Source organism: Gemmobacter nanjingensis (assembly GCF_014652195.1).
Taxonomy (GTDB): Bacteria; Pseudomonadota; Alphaproteobacteria; order Rhodobacterales; family Rhodobacteraceae; genus Gemmobacter; species Gemmobacter caeni.
The window spans coordinates 73,486-89,763 of sequence record NZ_BMYI01000004.1; the positions used below are offsets into that span (position 1 = coordinate 73,486).

Here is a 16,278-nt window from a genome sequence, read left to right on the forward strand (position 1 = left end):
AATGCGGGAAACCGGCTGTCATCTGGCGGGGCAAGTCTCTGATAACACAGCATGGAAAGCCGTGAATGACCTAACGTAAGGCAGTATTGCCACCAAAATGGGAATGCTTTCTCTTGACCTCGCCCGCTGGCTGAACCAGCAAGGTGCGGCGAACAGAATATAACGAACCCTTCCCTTCCCGGTTTGTAGCTATTGGAGACCCTCGATGTTCAAGCGGCTGGTAATCGCGGTCATTTTGCTGGGGCTGATTGTCGGCGGCATTGTCTGGTTCAAGTACTTCCGGGACGATATGATCGCACAGTATCTCGGCGGCATGGTTCCGCCGCCGGTTCCTGTCAGCACCGAGACGGTCGAGGCTGTCACATGGGAGCCGGGGATCGAGGCGATCGGCACCGCCCTTTCGGCGCGCGGCGTCGATCTCGCCATCGAATCCGGCGGGCTGGTGCGCGCAATCCAGTTCTCCGCCAATGACAAGATTTCGAAAGACCAGCATCTCGTTCAGATCGACGATGACAGCGAGGCTGCTTCGCTGGCAGCCGCGAAAGCGGGGCTGAGCGTCGCGCTGGCCGATGCCAACCGCGCGCATACGCTGTCCGAACGCGGCGTCGGTGCGGCGAATACCGTCGAAAGCGCCGATGCCCAGGTGCAAAGCGCCCGTGCACAGGTCGCCCAGGTGCAGACCGCGCTGGACAGCAAGAAACTGGTGGCGCCCTTCGACGGGGTGATCGGCATTCCGCAGATCGAGGTCGGGCAATATGTGACCCCCGGCACGATCTACGCCACCTTGCAGGATCTGTCGCATATGCGGGTAGATTTCGCCGTGCCGGAACAGCAGATCGCTGATCTGACCATGGGCGGGCCGGTCAGCGTGACCTCCGAGGTCGGCAATTTCAGCGCGAAGGGCAACATCATCGCCATCGAACCGCGCGTTGATTCCAACTCGCGCATGGTTTCGGTCCGGGCCGAGGTGGATAACCCCTCCGGCGAGCTGTATCCGGGCCAGTTCCTGCGCGTGCGTATCGCCCTGCCGAAAGAGGAAGGCGTGATCGCCGTGCCGCAAACGGCCGTCAGTTCCACCCTTTACGGGGATTCGATCTATGTGCTGCGGCCGGGAGACACGGCGGAAGAGCAAAAGGTCGAACAGGTGTTCGTTACCATCGGTCGCCGTTCCGGCGCGCGGATCGAAGTGGTCAAGGGCATCGCTGCCGGCGACGAGATCGTGACCTCGGGTCAGAACCGCCTGACCTCGGGCGCACGGGTCAAGGTCGACAATTCGGTGGTGCTTGACGCCCCTGCGGGCGAGTGAGGGCCGAAAGATGAATTTTTCGGAAATCTTCATCCGACGCCCGGTCCTGTCCACCGTCGTCGCCGCACTGATCCTGTTTCTGGGTCTGGTTTCGGTGGTGAACCTGCCGGTTCGCCAGTATCCCGAAGTCGAGGAAACCGTGGTGACCATCACCACAGTCTATCCCGGCGCATCGGCCGATCTGATCCAGGGCTTCGTCACCTCGCCCATCGCCTCGGCGGTGTCGACGACCGAGCATGTCGATTATATCAGCACCGCATCGCGGCCCTCTGCCTCGGTCGTGACGGTACAGATGAAACTGGGCGCCGACCCGGATATCGCCCTGACCGAAGTCATGTCCAAGGTGCAGCAGGTGCGCGGGCAACTGCCGTCGGATGCCGAAGACCCGGTGATCGTGAAAGGCACCGGCCAGACCTTCGCGCTGATGTATCTGGCGGTCCAGAACCCCAACATGACCCCCGAGCAGCTGACCGAATATCTGGAACGCGTGGTCCGTCCGCGCGTGACCAATATCGACGGCGTGGCGCAAATGGAAATCATGGGCGCCTCGGAATATGCCATGCGGATCTGGCTCGATCCGCTGCAACTGGCCGCACGCGGTGTCACCGCCTCCGAGGTGCTGGGCGCGATCCGGGCCTCGAACTTCCTGTCGGCGCCCGGCAAGACCGAGAATGAATACTTCATCTACTCGCTGACGCTGGCCTCCACCGTACAGTCGGCCGAAGCTTTCGGCGCGCTGCCGCTGGTGCAGGGCAAGAACGGCACCGTGCGCCTGCGCGACGTGTCACGGATCGAACTGGCCTCGGGCGAGCAGGATGCCATCGTGACCTTCGCGGGCGAGCCGGGCACTTTCATCGGTATCATTCCCGCGCCGGGCGAGAACCAGCTGGATGTCGCCGCCAACGTGCTGGCGGCCCTTCCGGCGCTGAACGACACGCTGCCCAAGGGCATGACCATCAAGCTGGTCTACGATTCCACCGAAACCATCGCCGCCTCCATTCAGGAGGTGTTCAAGACCATTGGCGAAGCCGTGGCCATCGTGGTGGTGGTGATCCTGCTGTTCCTCGGCTCGTTCCGGTCGGTTCTCATGCCCATCGTCACGATCCCGCTGTCGCTGATCGGGGTCTGCGCCATCATGCTGACGCTGGGCTATTCGATCAACCTGCTGACGCTGCTGGCCATGGTGCTGGCCATCGGTCTGGTGGTCGATGACGCCATCGTGGTGGTGGAAAACATCCATCGCCATATTGACGAGGGCCTGTCTCCGGCGCGTGCTGCGATTGTCGGGATGAAGGAAATTACCGGCCCGGTCATCGCCATGACCATCACGCTGGCCGCCGTGCTGGCGCCGCTGGCCTTTACCGGCGGGCTGACCGGGTCGCTGTTCACCGAATTTGCGCTGACGCTGGCCGGGTCGGTCATCCTGTCGGGGATCGTCGCGCTGACCATCACCCCCACGATGTCCGCCCGTCTGCTGAGCCACGACGCCCCGGGCCGCTTCCAGCGCACGGTGGACCGGGTGCTGGGCGGCGTCGCCAACTGGTATGAACGCCGGGTGTCCTCGTCGCTGGATTACCGCCCGGTCACGCTGCTGATGGTGGTGTCGCTGCTGGGGGCCACCGGGTTCATGTTCATGAACACCTCCTCCGAACTGGCCCCGGAAGAGGATCAGGGTGCGCTGTTCGCGATCCTGAACGGCCCGCGCTATGCGACGCTGGATTATACCGACGCCTTCACCCGCGAGATCGGCAAGCGTACCGCCGACATCCCCGAGGTCGATACTTCGTTCTCGGTCGCCGGGATGGGCGGGGCAGACAATACCGGCTTCTATATCTGGGCGCTGAAGGACTGGTCCGAGCGCAGCCGCAGCCAGGCCGAGATCCAGGCCGAGATCCAGGGCAAACTGGATACGACGCCCGGCCTGCAAGGCTATGCCTTCGCCCCGCCGTCGCTGCCCGGTGCCGGGGGTGGCTTGCCGATTTCCATGGTGATCCAGTCGATCCACTCGCCCGACCGCGTGGTCGAGATCGCCGATGAAATCCGCATGAAAGCCATGCAAAGCGGCAAGTTCATCGTGGTGCAGAACAGCCTTGCTTTCGACGCGCCGCAGATCAGCATTACCATTGATCGCGACCGGGCGGCGGAACTGGGCGTGTCGGTCAGCGAGATCGGCAATACGCTGGGCCTGCTGGTCGGCGGCGGGGCCATCGCGCAATTTGACCGCGACTCCAACAGCTATGACGTGATCACGCAGGTGCCGCAGGAGTGGCGGAACAACCCTGAACGGCTGGAACAGTTCTTCGTCCGCTCCTCATCGGGCGAGATGGTACCGCTGTCCTCGGTGGTTTCGCTGCAACCCGGTGTGGCGGCGGCCTCTATCGAGCAGTTCAACCAGCTCAATTCCGCCACGCTTTCCGCCATGCCGATGATCGGTCTGTCCACTGGCGTTGCCCTGGCCGAGCTGGAGCGCATCGCGGGCGAGGTGCTGCCGGACGGGTTCTTTATCGACTATTCCGGCCAGTCGCGGCTGGAAAAGACGGAAGGCAACACCATCCTTCTGGCCTTCGGCGCCGCGCTTATCGTCATCTACATGGTGCTGGCCGCGCAGTTCGAAAGCTTCCGGGATCCGTTCATCATCATGATGTCGGTGCCGCTCTCGATCTTCGGCGCGGTGCTGCCCCTGTTCTTTGGCGTGAGCACGCTGAACATCTACACACAGGTCGGGCTGATCACGCTGATCGGGCTGATTACAAAGCACGGCATCCTGATGGTGGAATTTGCCAACCAGCAGCGTGAGGAACACGGCCTGTCCCGCAAGGAGGCCATCGTGGCCGCCGCCAAGACCCGTCTGCGCCCGATCCTGATGACCACTGCCGCCATGGCACTGGCTGTGGTGCCACTGATCATCGCGGAGGGTGCGGGGGCTGCGGCACGGCAGGCGATGGGTGTGGTGATCTTCGCCGGTCTGATGATCGGAACGGTCTTCACCCTGTTCGTGGTGCCGATGTTCTATACCCTGATCTCGCGCAGCGACAGCGCCTACCTACTGCACAAGAACGAGGTCACGAAGAAATTCGCCTGACCCTGGCGCAGACTGATATCGACAGGGCGGCGCGGGACACTGCGCCGCCCTGTGCGTTTCAGAGTCAGAAAACGAAGTCGCCGATGTCCAGATCGGCCACGCGCATGTTTTCCAGCCGGACCGAGCTGCCGGCAGACAGGCTCAGCACCACATCGTCCCCCGATTGCCGGGCCGTGTCGATCACCGCCTGAACCTGCGCGCGGCTGAAGTCATCCAGATGCAGCCAGTCCTGCCCGTTGGTGAAATCGGTGATGCGGTCGCGGCCGTCGCCACGTTCGAACTCGAACACATCGGCGCCCGAACCGCCGGTCAGCGTATCATTGCCCCGGCCGCCTTCCAGCCAGTCACGCCCGGTGCCACCGAACAGGCGGTCGCGTCCCGCGCCCCCGTCCAGTTCGTCATTGCCGGAACCACCGAACAGCCGGTCGTTGCCGCCGTCGCCGTCCAGTTCGTCATGGCCAAGGCCGCCGTGCAGCACATCGTCACCGCTGTCGCCATCCAGTTCATCATTTCCGCTGTATCCGAACAGCCGGTCATTGCCCGCGCCGCCGTCCAGTTCATCATTGCCGGCGTAGCCTTTCAGCGTGTCATTGCCGCCACGACCGTCCAGCCAGTCAATGCCATCGCTGCCTTTCAGCAGATCGGCAGTCGGGGTTCCAGTCTTGCGTGCCATCGGTGGCTCCTTTTCTTGCGCGTTGGATACAGGACGATATGTCCCGAAGGTGGCTTGGCTTAACCCGGCGCTGCTGACAGTGTTCCGATCCCGGATGTCAGCCAATTGTCAGACAGGCATGTTCCCGCCGGGTCATGTGGTCTCAGTCATCAGCACGCTGGCGCAGGATGCGGCCGGTCGCGGCGTCAACACGCAACTCGACCCGCAGCCCTTCGGCGGTAATCGCTTTCGCCTCGATCAGGCCCGCGTCCAGTTCCGCCTCGCTGACGCGATAGCCCTGCGCCTCAATCTGCGCGACAAGCCCGGAAAGCCGAGGCTCGGTCTGCGCAACAGCGGCGGACACCCCTGTCACCAGCACCAGAAGCGCGGGAAGAATAGCCTGTTTCATATCAACCTCCTGAGGACCGGGCCATGATGCCCGCCCCCCTTCTGGCAAAGCTGCGCTGACGCGGCTCTGATCCGATTTGTCAGTGTGATGTCAGGATGGATCGGCTAGGTTGCCTGCATGAAAGCCCATGTCCTTGCCTCTGCCTGTGCCCTCGCTCTCCTGTCTTCCGCAGGACATGGCGACACGCCGCGCCGTGATTTTGAAATCGCGCGCGATGCCGTCGCGAGGGGCGAGATCCTGCCACTGGCCGAAGTTCTGGCGCGGCTTCAGACCGTGCATCCCGGCCGGGTGATCGAGGTTGAACTGGAAATCAGCGACGACAAGATGGTTTACGAGGTCGAACTGGTGACCCCCGATGGACGGTTGATCGAAGTGGAGCTTGACGCCGCCACGGCGGAAATCCTCGATTATGAAGAGGAAGACCCCTCCTGATGCGCGCGCTTGTTGTCGAGGATGACGTGAGGATCGCGAGCGATCTGCACCGGGCGCTTGCCTCGGCCGGGTTCAGGGTGGAACGGGTGGCGGACGGTGAAACCGCGTGGTTTCGCGGCGGGACGGAAACCTATGACCTGATCGTCCTCGACCTCGGGCTTCCACAGCTTGACGGGCTCACCGTGCTGAAACGCTGGCGGGCGGAAGGGGTGGAATGCCCGGTTCTGGTGCTGACCGCACGCGGCGCCTGGACCGAACGGGTCGAGGGCATAGACGCCGGGGCCGATGATTATCTGCCCAAACCCTTTCGTATGGAAGAGCTGCTGGCCCGTGCGCGGGCGCTGGTCCGACGGGCAGGCGGGCGCGGGGCGGCGCAGCAGGCGGTGGGGGATCTTTCGGTCGATCTGAACCGCATGATAGTAGCGCTGCGCGGCGTACCGGTGGCCGTGACACCGCTGGAGTTTCGCCTGGTCGCCTATCTGGCGCTGCACCGCGACCGGACGGTGCCGCCAACCGAGTTGCTGGAGCATCTGTACGGGGATGAAGATGCCAAGGAGGCGAATGCGGTCGAGGCCATCGTCGCGCGGCTGCGGCGCAAGCTCGGCAGCGGTGTCATCGGCACACGGCGCGGCTTCGGCTATTATCTGGAAGCTGCGGAATGATCCTGCGGTCCTTGCGCTGGCGCCTGATCCTTGCCGGAGGCGGGGCCATCGTGCTGGCGCTGGTGCTGGCGGCCCTCGGCCTTGCCCTGCTGTTCGAGCGTCATGTGGAACGGGTGGCAGTCGCCGATCTGGAGGCCCGCGCCATGGCCGTCGCTGCCCTGGTGGAGCCGCAGCCCGACGGGCCGCCGGCCTTCCGCAAAGTGGCCTCCGACCCGCTTTATGAACAGCCGTTTTCCGGGCATTACTGGCAGATCGAGCTTGGGTCTTCAGTGCTGCGTTCGCGGTCACTGTGGGACTTTGGCTTTCCCCCGGCAGAGGCGCCGCCGGACCCCGCCCCGCCGCGGGGACGGCGGGTTCTGGCGCTGACCGGACCGCTGGAAAGACCGTTGCTGGCGCTGGAATGGTGGCTGGAGGTTCGCTCGGGCGCCGAAAGCCTGCCGCTGCGCATCATCGTCGCCCGCGACCGCGCCGAACTGGATAACGCCCGCCAGGGTTTTCTGTCGGATCTGCTGCCCTATCTGGGCCTTCTGGGCCTGTGCCTGCTGGCGGCCTCGTCGGTGCAGATCACCGTGGGCCTGCACCCGTTGCGCCAGATCCGCGCGCAGGTTGCCGCGCTGCGCTCGGGGCAGCGCGCCCGGCTTGGCCCGGACATGCCGCAGGAGGTGCAGCCCCTCGCCGCAGAGATTGACGCCCTGCTTGATGCCCGCGACGACGAACTGGCCAAGGCCCGCCATCGCGCGGGCGACCTGGCGCATGGTTTCAAGACGCCGTTGCAGGCGCTGATGGGTGATGCCAGGCTGCTGCGCGACCGCGGCGAGGCGGATATCGCGCAGAGTATCGAGCTTGTGGCCGGGTCGATGCGGCGTCTGGTCGATCACGAACTGGCGCGCGCGCGCATCCGCTCGGACCGTCTGGTCGCCGCTGTTGCGGACCCCGCCGTGGTCATCGGCCGGGTGGTGGCGGTGCTGCAACGCACGCCCGCAGGCGCTGAACTGGACTGGCAGGTTGATGTGGCGCCCGGCCTCGCCGCCCGCATTGACCCCGCCGACCTGACCGAGGCCGTCGGCGCCCTGGCCGAAAATGCGGTGCAGCATGCCCGGAGACGCATTGCGATATCGGCCCGGCGCGACGGCGCGCATCTGGCCATCACTCTGCGCGATGACGGGCCGGGGGCGCCCGATGCCGCGCTGACCCGGCTGCGCCAGCGGGGTGCGCGACTGGACGAGGCGGGCGACAACCATGGTCTCGGACTGGCCATCGTGGCGGATATTGCGGCTGCGGCGGGGGGTGAACTGATGCTGCGCAACGCCACACCGGGCCTGGAGGTCACGCTGCGGCTTTTATCGGCTGCAAAAGGCTGATGTCGGGATCAGGCCACCACGGTGCGGATCGCGGTTGAAGCGCCGGTCGGGATGGCCGACAACAGGGCATGACCCGTCTTGTTCCGCTGTTCCGGTGCTACTTTCCCGGCTTTGCCATTGCTGCCGTCGTCGCACTGGCGGCGCAGTTTCTGGCCGATCACTACGGCGCGCCCTCGATGCTCATGGCGATCCTGATTGGCCTTGCGCTGAACTTTCTGGGCGAGGACACCCGGACTGCGCCAGGCATCGGGCTTGCGGCACGGCATATCTTGCGGATCGGGGTGGCGCTGCTGGGCATCCGCATCAGCGCCGATACCCTTGCCGGGCTGGGTCTTGCACCGCTGAGCCTTGTTGCCCTGGCCGTGCCGCTGACCATCGGCTTCGGCCTGTTGCTGGCCCGGCTTCTGGGGCAGCCCGGCCGGTTCGGCTTTCTGACCGGCGGTGCGGTAGCGATCTGCGGCGCCTCGGCTGCCATGGCGATCGGCGCCCTGCTGCCGCAGGATGACCGGCGCGAGCGGGACATCGCCTTCACCGTCATCGCGGTCACGGTGATGTCAACGCTGGCGATGATCCTTTATCCGGTGCTGACCGCCCGGCTGGGCCTGACCGATGCCTCCACCGGCCTGCTGTTGGGCGCGACGATCCATGACGTCGCGCAGGTGGTGGGCGCAGGCTTTTCGGTTTCGCCTGAAACCGGCGAGATTTCGACGGTGTTCAAGCTGTTCCGGGTGATGCTGCTGGCGCCGGTCGTCGTGATCGGGGCGCTGACGCTGCGCAATGGCTCCGCGGCAGGCGGGCGGCGCCCGCCGCTGGTGCCCGGCTTCGTCATCGGTTTTCTGGTGCTGGCGGCAGCCAATTCGCTGGGTCTGGTGCCGCAGGCGCTGCGCGATCTGCTGGACCCGCTGATCCGGGCAAGCCTTCTGATGGCCATCGGCGCGGTGGGGCTGCGTACCAATCTGCCGGGGCTGATGACCGTGGGGGCAACGGCGGCGCTGATGATCGTGGCGGAAACGGTTTTCCTGCTGGCCATCGTGCTGGGGCCGCTGCTGATCTGGGGCCTGTAATCGCGCTGGACCTTCCTGTTTTATCCGGTTAATGCACGATTATGCACGATTCAATACTCCCCCTCGCCCGCCGCGACCTGATTGCCCACCGGCTTGACGCCGGGCAATCGGTTCACTCCGGCGCGCTGGCGACCGAGTTCGGGGTTTCCGAAGATGCGATCCGCCGGGATCTGAGGGCGCTGGCACAGCAGGGCCTGTGTCGACGGGTTTATGGCGGGGCTTTACCGCTTTCACCTGCCTCGGGGCCGGTTGCCGCACGTCAGGCCGAAGCGCCCGCGCAAAAACAGGCCCTTGCACAGGTGGCCTGCGGCCTCATCCAGCCCGGCATGACGCTGTTTCTGGATACCGGCAGCACTGTCGCACATCTGGCGGCGCACCTGCCCGTTCTGCCCGATCTGCGGGTTATTACCAACTCCCTGCCCGCCGCCGCAGTGCTGATGCAGCGAAATGATCTGTCGCTGGTGTTGATTGGCGGCGGCGTCGATCCGTCGACGGGCGGCTGCACCGATGCCCGCGCGCAGGCCGCACTGGCCCTGTATCGCGTCGACCTTTGCTTCCTGGGTGCCTGTGCGCTGTCGCAGAAACAGGGGCTGGCGGGGTTCGATCTGGCGGATGTCGATTTCAAACGACAGCTCATTGACCGCAGTGCGGAAACCGCCCTGATGATGACCACCGCGAAGCTGGAAACCACGGCGCCCTATGCCATCGCCGGGCTTGATGCGGTGGCCGATTACATCCTTGCCGCCGATGCTCCTGCCCCCGTGGCCGACGCCCTGCGCGCGGCCGGGGCCCGTGTGCATCTGGCCCACCCCGACCGGAGCATGACATGACCCCTTCCGCCAATACCCCCGCAACACGGCGGGCAACGCGGCTTGGCTTCTTCATTGCCGGGTTCGTCATGTCCTGCTGGGCGCCGCTGGTGCCTTATGCCAAGGCCAATACGGGCGCGAGTGAGGGAGAGCTGGGCCTGCTGCTGCTGTGCCTCGGGATCGGCTCGCTGATCGCCATGCCGCTGACAGGCTGGTTCAGCACCCGCGCCGGGGCACGGCCGATGATCCTGCTGGGCGGTCTTGGGCTCGTGCTGATCCTGCCTGCGCTGGCGGTGGTCAGCGTGCCGGTGATGCTGGGGGGCGCATTGCTGGTGTTCGGGGCGGCGCTTGGTACGATCGACGTGGCAGTAAACGTCCATGCGGTCGAGGTGGAGCGCGACTCCGCGCGCCCGCTGATGTCCGGATTTCATGCAATGTTCAGCCTGGGCGGGGTGGCCGGTGCGGGCGGCATGACCTTCCTGCTGTCATCGGGCCTGACACCGGGGCATGCCGCCCTGTGGTGCAGCGCGCTGGCGCTGATCACGCTGATCCTTGCCGCCCCCGGCCTGCTGCCCGCGCGGCAGGGCGAACCCGCGGCCTTTGCCCTGCCGCGCGGGCTGGTCCTGATCCTCGCCGGGCTTGCGGCGGTGACCTTTCTGGTCGAGGGCGCCATTCTGGACTGGGGCGCGCTGCTGATCCTTGATCGTGCCCTTGCGCCTGCGGAACAGGGCGGCCTCGGCTATATGCTGTTCTCGGTCGCGATGGTGCTGGGCCGGTTCAGCAGCGACCGGGTGGTCGCCTTGCTGGGCGCGCGGCGCGTGCTGGTCTGCGGCGGGCTTCTGGCGCTTGCCGGCTTTGCCGTCCTTCTGCTGTCGCCGCTGGCGGTTCCCGCCATGGCCGGGTTCGTGCTGATCGGCTTCGGTGCCTCGAACCTCGTGCCGGTGCTGTTCAGCCTTGCCGGGCGGCAGAAAGCGATGCCGGCGGGGCTGGCCATCGCCGCGGTGACGACGACCGGCTACGCCGGCATCCTTGCCGGTCCTGCCGCCATCGGCGCGCTGTCGCAGGCGACCAGCCTGTCCACCGCCTTTTGGCTGCTGGCTGTGCTGGTCGCGCTGGTGCCGCTGTCGGCCCGCATCGTCACACGCTGAGGGGGCGGGCCGCGGCGGTTCAGTGCTGGTTCTGGCCCATCCGGGCAAAGGCGGCAGGGTTTGCCGCCTTCAGCCGCCGCGCCGCCAGCATCCCCACCAGCGCCGCCAGCGGGATCAGCGAGGGCAGGATGGTCCCCAGCGCCCCGCCGGTGGTGCCCGTCAGATCGCCGAAGTTCAGGAAGATGTAGACGAAGAGCGCCGCCATGATCAGCCCCGAGACGCCGGGCAGGATCAGCGTCTTCAGCGGCGAGGCCCCCGCCGCGCCCTTGCCGAAGAATACGATGACGGCAACCGAGGTTACGGTCATCATGCCCAGCACGCCCAGGGTGCCGATCTGGCTGATCCATGTGAACATGTTCAGGATCGGATCAAGCCCCAGCCCGGCAAAGATCGCCAGCACGACCAGCGCCCCGACGGTCTGCACAACCGAGCCGATATGCGGGCTTTGATGCCGGTCATGGGTCTGGCCAAACACTGCGGGCAACAGCCCCTCGCGTCCGGCGACATAGGAATAGCGCGCGATGTAATTGTGAAAGGCGGACAGCGCGGCGAAAAGGCTCGATACCAGCAGGATACCCGCGATGGGTGGCACCGGCCCGCCGACATACTGATCGGCCAGCACGAAGAAATATTCGGTCGGATCGGCCAGCCCGCCGATGGTCGGCAGCAGGTTGTCGGCCCCCACCGCGACGATCATCAGCCAGGTGGTGAAAACGAAGAACAGCCCGATCATCAGGACAGACAGATAGGTTGCGCGCGGGATGGTGCGGTCAGGGTCGCGGGCTTCCTCGGCATAGATTGTCGTCGCCTCGAAGCCGATGAAAGAGCCCAGGCAGAACAGGATCGCCGCCGTCATCGACCCCGAAAAGATGGCCCCGGTGTCAAAGATGTTCAGCGCCAGCCCCCCGGCCCCGCCTTTGCCGAGGATGGCGAAATCGACGATGAACACCACAAGGTATTCCAGCGCGACCAGCACCATCATCACACGGGCCGAAAGATCGACCTGCCGGTAGCCCAGAACGCCCACCAGCGCGATAGCCAGAAGGCTCCAGACCCACCAGGGCAGGACAAGGCCAAAGCTACCGAACACGCCTGCCGCGATGCCGCCCAGCAGGCCGATCAGCCCGAACTGCATGGCATTATACGCCACCAGCGCGGTGAAAGCGGTGGCGCCGCCCCAGGTGCCGCCCAGGCCCCGCGCCGCATAGGCATAGAAGGCACCCGCATTCTTCACATGCCGCGACATCGCGACATAGCCGACCGAGAAGGCCAGCATGACCAGCGTCATGAAAAGGAAGGTCGCAGGCACCCCGGTGCCATTGCCGATCAGAAAGGCAATGGGCACCGCGCCCGCCACCCCGGTCAGCGGGGCTGCGGCTGAAATCACCATGAAGGTGACCGCCAGAAGCCCGAGAGAATTGCTGCGGAGCCGGTTCGCCCCCGCGCCAGTCGTATCAGTCATGGTCCACTCCTTGCTGGATTGCGGACGCCGGTCTTTGCGCCGGCTGTCCGATGCAGTGCCTCGGGCCTAGTCGCCCTCGGAGAAATGCACGGCCCGGCGATAGGCGCGCTGGCCGTAAAGCAGTGCCGCCGGGCTTTCGGACAGCCGCACACCGACGACATGCCCGATGATGATGTGATGCGTCTCCCACAGCAGCGCGGTGCCAAGACGGCATTCAAAGGCTGCGGTCGCGCCGGTCAGAAGCGGCTGGCCCAGTTCGCCGGGTTGCCAGGGCGTGTGGTCGAAACGCCCGGCCCGGTGGCCGGTCAGGCCGCGCCCGGCAAAGAGGTTCGACACATCCATCTGGTGCTCCCCCAGAAGGTTGGCACAGAAGGCGCGGTTCTTCAGGATGGCCGCCGCCGCCGGGCTTTGGTGATGAATGCAGGCCAGAAGCGAAGGATGATCGCCATCGGCAGAAACGGAGGTGAGCGACGAAATCGTCACCGCCTCGCGCCCGCCCTCGCCATCGGTGGTCGCGACCGCGACAAACGTCGCGGCGCGGCTCATGCCTTCCAGAAACAGGCTGCGCAGATCCGCCATGGCTCAGCCCAGATCGAAAAAGCGTTCGAGTTCCACATCGGGAACCTTGCGGCGGAAGGCATCGTACTGGCATTCGCGCGTGGCGGTGAAAGCCTCGACAAAGCGCGGGCCCAGCCAGTCGGCCGCGAAGGCAGAGCCGCGCAGCCGCGAGATCGCCTCGGGCATCGAGCGGGCAAAATCGCGCGGCGCTTCCTGTGCATAGCCGGAGCCGATGGTTTCGGGGTCGGGTTCCAGCCCTTCAAGGATACCGGCAACGCCTGCGGCCAGTGTGGCGGCGGTGGTAAGATAGGGGTTGGTATCGGCGCCGGGCAGGCGGTTCTCCACCCGCAGGCTGCCCGCGTCATGGCCTACCACCCGCAGGCAGGTCGTGCGGTTTTCGTACCCCCAGGTCAGGCCGGGCGGCGCGAAGGTGCCCGGCGCGAAGCGGCGATAGGAATTCACCGTGGGCTGGAAAATCAGCGTCATGTCGCCGAGATATTTCTGCAAACCGCCCATGAACTGGCGGAAGGTCGCACTCATGCCGTGCCGCGCTGCCGGGTCATGGAACAGCGCCCGGCCATCGTCCCCCTTCAGGCTGACATGCAGGTGGATGGACTGGCTGTCGGCCTGTTCGTTCCAGCGCGGCATGAAGGTGACGCTGCGCCCCTGCCGCAGCGCCAGCGCGCGGACAAAGTTCTTCAGCAGCACCATCTGGTCGGCAGGCTCCACTCCCTCGCCCGCCCCGATGCAGGCTTCCATGAAACCGGCGCCGATTTCCTCGTGCATCTTGGCAAGGTCGATGCGCAGCGGTTCACAGATCGCGGCCAGCGCCTCATACCATTCCGTCTGCATGACCTGATAGAGGATCAGGTCATGGCTGGCATGTGGCGTCGCGGTCTTGAGGTTTCGGTATCCCTTGGCACGCGCGCTTTCCGGGGTTTCGTCGAACAGCGTATATTCAAGTTCCATCCCGTATTTCGGGAAGAACCCGGCGTCCGCCGCCCGCGCCAGCACCGATTTCAGGATCGCGCGCGGGCAGATCGCGGCTGACGCTCCGGTGTAGTTGGACAACACCAGCAGATCATGCCCCGGCTTCGACCATGGCAGGCTGCGCGCCGAGGCCGGGTCCAGTTGCAGCGGATCGTCGTGAAAATCCCCGCTGTCATCATTCACGCCCGGAATGATCAGCATCTCGTCGGTCGGATCCAGCGCAAGCTGGGCCGGAGCCATGCCCATGCCGTTCTGCGCGATCCCTTTCAGGCTGCGGGCCGAAACCATCTGGCCCCGCAAAAGCCCGTTCGTATCGGCCATGGCCACCGTGGCAAAGCGGCTGCCGGGATCGGCAAGGAAGTCTTCAAGCGTCATCCTGTTCCCCTGTCGGAAGCGGTCGGGCGCCTGTCAGCGCCTCTAGTTGATGAAGATCGGTTTGCGGATCGGTCGAATAGGCGCGCAGGAAAACCCGCAGGCCGTTGTGGATATAGCGAGCCAGCTGCGCCTGGGTCGGCGCCGCGTCCGGCATGTAAAGCGCCTGCGTCCGCGGGGCTGAAAGGATCAGGCCCCACAGATCCTGCGCGGCGAGTTCGGCATCTTCGAAAGTCAGCCGCCCCTCGTCACGCCGCCGCACGAGATAGGCCATGATCCCTTGCAGCACATGATCGGGGCCAGAGGCCTGATAGGCCCGGCCGATCTCGGGAAAGCGCTGCACCTCGCCGATGATCAGCCGTGCAAGTGACAGCAGGTCCGGGCGCATCACCGTGTCGGCATAGTCCCAGGCAAACTCCAGCAGGTCGTTGACCATGCCCTCTTCGGTCGGATGTTCAAAGACATCGAGCATCCGGTCGCGCTTGCCCAGCATCATGGCCGAGAACAGCGCCTCTTTCGACGCGAAGTATTGGTAAAGCGTCGGCTTCGAAAGCCCCGCCGCCATGGCCACCGCATCCATCGTCGCGCCGGAATAGCCGGTTTCGGCAAAGACCTTCAGCGCCGCATCGAGAATGCGCCTTTCGCGGTCGATCCGGTTCTGTTCGCGGCGGGACAGGACGGTCATCGCGGCAGCGCCTCCAGAAAGCCGGTGAGGATGCGGCTGTAGCTTTCGGGGCATTCCACGTTGCAGACATGGCCTGCCCCGGCGATCACCTCGAACTGAACCGAAGGATGCGGCGCCTGATCCCAGATCCGGCCCGCGATGCCGCGGATTTCGGCAGGCGGCGCCAGGCGGTCATGCTCTCCCGTCATCAGCAGAACCGGCATGGTCAGTTTCGAGAAATCGAAACGCTCCAGCGGGTTGGTGAAGCAGACCAACGCATCGCGATAAGTGGCGGCGGGAATGGCCGCCATCGAGGCATGCAGCGCCTGCCGTGTCGCCTCATCAGCCTCCGGCCCCGCCAGAACCTTCACCACCGCCGGCGCGAAATCGGCAGGCACCTGACCCGCGTTCAGGGGCACCTCACGGCTGAGCCGGAACGCCTCGCGTTCCTCCGGTCCCGCCTCGGACATGCCGGTGCAGCCTCCGGACAAGACCAGCCCGGCCAGAAGCTCCGGGTGGCGCATCGCGAAGGAGGTCGCGATCCACGAGCCATAGGACAGCCCCACCAGCACCAGCCGGTCGGCACCCAGAACGCTGCGCAGGCGCAGGATGTCGGCACAGTAATCGTCGACGGTGGATTGCCGTGGACCGAGCGTGCTGTCGCCATAACCGCGCAGATCCAGCGCCGCCGCCCGCATCAGCCGCCCTGCCTGACCCAGTTGCGGCAGCCAGTTACCGCGCGCGCCGCCGATGCCATGCAGGAACAGGCAGAGCATGCGGCTGCCGGTTTCAGGCGTGACCGACAATGCCAGCCGGGGCAGATCATCCACCATCATCGAGGTGCTGCCCATCGGGTGAGGCAGCGGTTGCACAGCGGGAGCCGGGGCCACACGCAGCACCGCCAGCGTGGCAATTCCAGCCTCGAACACCGCCCGCGTACCTTCGGCAATCTGGCCCAGCCGCACGGCGGGGGCCCGGATCGCCGCCGTCCACAGCACGCTGGACCCGCCGCCTTCTGCCGGGGCGACCGAAAAGCGGGCGTCATAGGCCTCGCAGCCGGCGATGCCCTCAAGATGGGTATAGCCCAGCACCCGGTCGCTGTCTGACCGATAGGTGAGCTGTTCGCGGTACAGCGTATCCTCACCATGAACCCTGATCGCCCGGATCAAAGCACCACGGGTATCGCGTTCGACGACGATCTCGCGGATCGCCGGATGCCAGGCGGCGCAGAAATCGCCCGCCACCTGCCAGACCTGTTCTGGCGGCAGCGGCACATGGCCATGCACATGGACCTGATCGCGCGGCAT

Annotated in this window: 15 protein-coding genes; 8 read left to right on the plus strand and 7 right to left on the minus strand. The window is 65.5% G+C overall.

Annotation, left to right across the window (positions count from 1 at the left end):
• Positions 1-205: 205 nt before the first annotated feature.
• Positions 206-1,306 (plus strand): efflux RND transporter periplasmic adaptor subunit, encoded by a 1,101-nt coding sequence (locus tag IE126_RS09345; protein ID WP_054302879.1) that lies wholly within the window; start codon positions 206-208, stop codon positions 1,304-1,306.
• A 10-nt stretch (positions 1,307-1,316) separates the two neighbouring features.
• Positions 1,317-4,388 (plus strand): efflux RND transporter permease subunit, encoded by a 3,072-nt coding sequence (locus tag IE126_RS09350; RefSeq protein WP_054302878.1) that lies wholly within the window; start codon positions 1,317-1,319, stop codon positions 4,386-4,388.
• Positions 4,389-4,452: 64 nt separating this feature from the next.
• Here IE126_RS09350 and IE126_RS09355 read toward each other — a convergent pair whose 3' ends face one another.
• Both IE126_RS09355 and IE126_RS09360 read right to left on the minus strand, forming a co-directional pair.
• Positions 4,453-5,061 carry a calcium-binding protein gene (locus IE126_RS09355; protein WP_189380789.1) on the minus strand — a complete coding sequence of 203 codons (609 nt, stop codon included), beginning with the start codon at positions 5,059-5,061 and terminating at the stop codon, positions 4,453-4,455.
• Between the two features lie 142 nt (positions 5,062-5,203).
• Positions 5,204-5,449 (minus strand): PepSY domain-containing protein, encoded by a 246-nt coding sequence (locus IE126_RS09360; RefSeq protein WP_189380790.1) that lies wholly within the window; start codon positions 5,447-5,449, stop codon positions 5,204-5,206.
• A gap of 117 nt (positions 5,450-5,566) precedes the next feature.
• On the opposite strand from IE126_RS09360, the gene IE126_RS09365 reads away from it, so the two are divergent.
• From IE126_RS09365 to IE126_RS09390, 6 genes are all read left to right on the plus strand, one after another.
• Entirely contained in the window at positions 5,567-5,881 is a 315-nt protein-coding gene (locus IE126_RS09365) for a PepSY domain-containing protein (protein WP_054302875.1), read from the plus strand.
• A complete protein-coding gene (locus IE126_RS09370; RefSeq protein ID WP_189380791.1) occupies positions 5,881-6,543 on the plus strand; it encodes a response regulator in 663 nt (220 codons plus the stop codon). Before IE126_RS09365 ends, IE126_RS09370 begins: the two co-directional genes overlap by 1 nt.
• Complete coding sequence (locus tag IE126_RS09375; RefSeq protein WP_189380792.1) at positions 6,540-7,904, plus strand: sensor histidine kinase; 1,365 nt, start codon at positions 6,540-6,542, stop codon at positions 7,902-7,904. The genes IE126_RS09370 and IE126_RS09375 overlap by 4 nt, the downstream gene beginning before the upstream one ends.
• Before the next feature lie 68 nt (positions 7,905-7,972).
• Complete coding sequence (locus IE126_RS09380) at positions 7,973-8,968, plus strand: YeiH family protein (RefSeq protein ID WP_189380793.1); 996 nt, start codon at positions 7,973-7,975, stop codon at positions 8,966-8,968.
• A 41-nt stretch (positions 8,969-9,009) separates the two neighbouring features.
• Entirely contained in the window at positions 9,010-9,798 is a 789-nt protein-coding gene (locus IE126_RS09385) for a DeoR/GlpR family DNA-binding transcription regulator (RefSeq protein ID WP_189380794.1), read from the plus strand.
• Positions 9,795-10,925 (plus strand): MFS transporter, encoded by a 1,131-nt coding sequence (locus tag IE126_RS09390; RefSeq protein WP_189380795.1) that lies wholly within the window; start codon positions 9,795-9,797, stop codon positions 10,923-10,925. Before IE126_RS09385 ends, IE126_RS09390 begins: the two co-directional genes overlap by 4 nt.
• Positions 10,926-10,944: 19 nt before the next feature.
• On the opposite strand, the gene IE126_RS09395 is transcribed toward IE126_RS09390, so the two are convergent.
• From IE126_RS09395 to IE126_RS09415, 5 genes are all read right to left on the minus strand, one after another.
• Entirely contained in the window at positions 10,945-12,387 is a 1,443-nt protein-coding gene (locus IE126_RS09395; RefSeq protein WP_189380796.1) for an APC family permease, read from the minus strand.
• A gap of 66 nt (positions 12,388-12,453) precedes the next feature.
• On the minus strand, positions 12,454-12,966 hold the full coding sequence (locus IE126_RS09400) for a flavin reductase family protein (RefSeq protein ID WP_054302869.1): 513 nt from the start codon (positions 12,964-12,966) through the stop codon (positions 12,454-12,456).
• Positions 12,967-12,969: 3 nt separating this feature from the next.
• Positions 12,970-14,310 (minus strand): glutamine synthetase family protein, encoded by a 1,341-nt coding sequence (locus IE126_RS09405; protein WP_189380797.1) that lies wholly within the window; start codon positions 14,308-14,310, stop codon positions 12,970-12,972.
• The gene (locus tag IE126_RS09410) at positions 14,300-14,992 is read right to left on the minus strand and encodes a TetR/AcrR family transcriptional regulator (RefSeq protein WP_054302867.1); all 693 of its coding nucleotides are present in this window, start codon (positions 14,990-14,992) and stop codon (positions 14,300-14,302) included. Before IE126_RS09410 ends, IE126_RS09405 begins: the two co-directional genes overlap by 11 nt.
• Positions 14,989-16,278: an alpha/beta fold hydrolase gene (locus IE126_RS09415; protein WP_189380798.1), complete on the minus strand. Its 1,290-nt coding sequence runs from the start codon at positions 16,276-16,278 to the stop codon at positions 14,989-14,991. Before IE126_RS09415 ends, IE126_RS09410 begins: the two co-directional genes overlap by 4 nt.

What these genes read in the sequence shown, in the direction of transcription:
- IE126_RS09395 (WP_189380796.1), bottom strand. Translation starts at nt 12,387, where the DNA reads ATGACTGATACGACTGGCGCGGGGGCGAACCGGCTCCGCAGCAATTCT.
- IE126_RS09360 (WP_189380790.1), bottom strand. Translation starts at nt 5,449, where the DNA reads ATGAAACAGGCTATTCTTCCCGCGCTTCTGGTGCTGGTGACAGGGGTG.
- IE126_RS09380 (WP_189380793.1), top strand. Translation starts at nt 7,973, where the DNA reads ATGACCCGTCTTGTTCCGCTGTTCCGGTGCTACTTTCCCGGCTTTGCC.
- IE126_RS09350 (WP_054302878.1), top strand. Translation starts at nt 1,317, where the DNA reads ATGAATTTTTCGGAAATCTTCATCCGACGCCCGGTCCTGTCCACCGTC.
- IE126_RS09345 (WP_054302879.1), top strand. Translation starts at nt 206, where the DNA reads ATGTTCAAGCGGCTGGTAATCGCGGTCATTTTGCTGGGGCTGATTGTC.
- IE126_RS09390 (WP_189380795.1), top strand. Translation starts at nt 9,795, where the DNA reads ATGACCCCTTCCGCCAATACCCCCGCAACACGGCGGGCAACGCGGCTT.
- IE126_RS09375 (WP_189380792.1), top strand. Translation starts at nt 6,540, where the DNA reads ATGATCCTGCGGTCCTTGCGCTGGCGCCTGATCCTTGCCGGAGGCGGG.
- IE126_RS09405 (WP_189380797.1), bottom strand. Translation starts at nt 14,310, where the DNA reads ATGACGCTTGAAGACTTCCTTGCCGATCCCGGCAGCCGCTTTGCCACG.
- IE126_RS09370 (WP_189380791.1), top strand. Translation starts at nt 5,881, where the DNA reads ATGCGCGCGCTTGTTGTCGAGGATGACGTGAGGATCGCGAGCGATCTG.
- IE126_RS09355 (WP_189380789.1), bottom strand. Translation starts at nt 5,061, where the DNA reads ATGGCACGCAAGACTGGAACCCCGACTGCCGATCTGCTGAAAGGCAGC.
- IE126_RS09400 (WP_054302869.1), bottom strand. Translation starts at nt 12,966, where the DNA reads ATGGCGGATCTGCGCAGCCTGTTTCTGGAAGGCATGAGCCGCGCCGCG.
- IE126_RS09415 (WP_189380798.1), bottom strand. Translation starts at nt 16,278, where the DNA reads ATGCCGCGCGATCAGGTCCATGTGCATGGCCATGTGCCGCTGCCGCCA.
- IE126_RS09385 (WP_189380794.1), top strand. Translation starts at nt 9,010, where the DNA reads ATGCACGATTCAATACTCCCCCTCGCCCGCCGCGACCTGATTGCCCAC.
- IE126_RS09410 (WP_054302867.1), bottom strand. Translation starts at nt 14,992, where the DNA reads ATGACCGTCCTGTCCCGCCGCGAACAGAACCGGATCGACCGCGAAAGG.
- IE126_RS09365 (WP_054302875.1), top strand. Translation starts at nt 5,567, where the DNA reads ATGAAAGCCCATGTCCTTGCCTCTGCCTGTGCCCTCGCTCTCCTGTCT.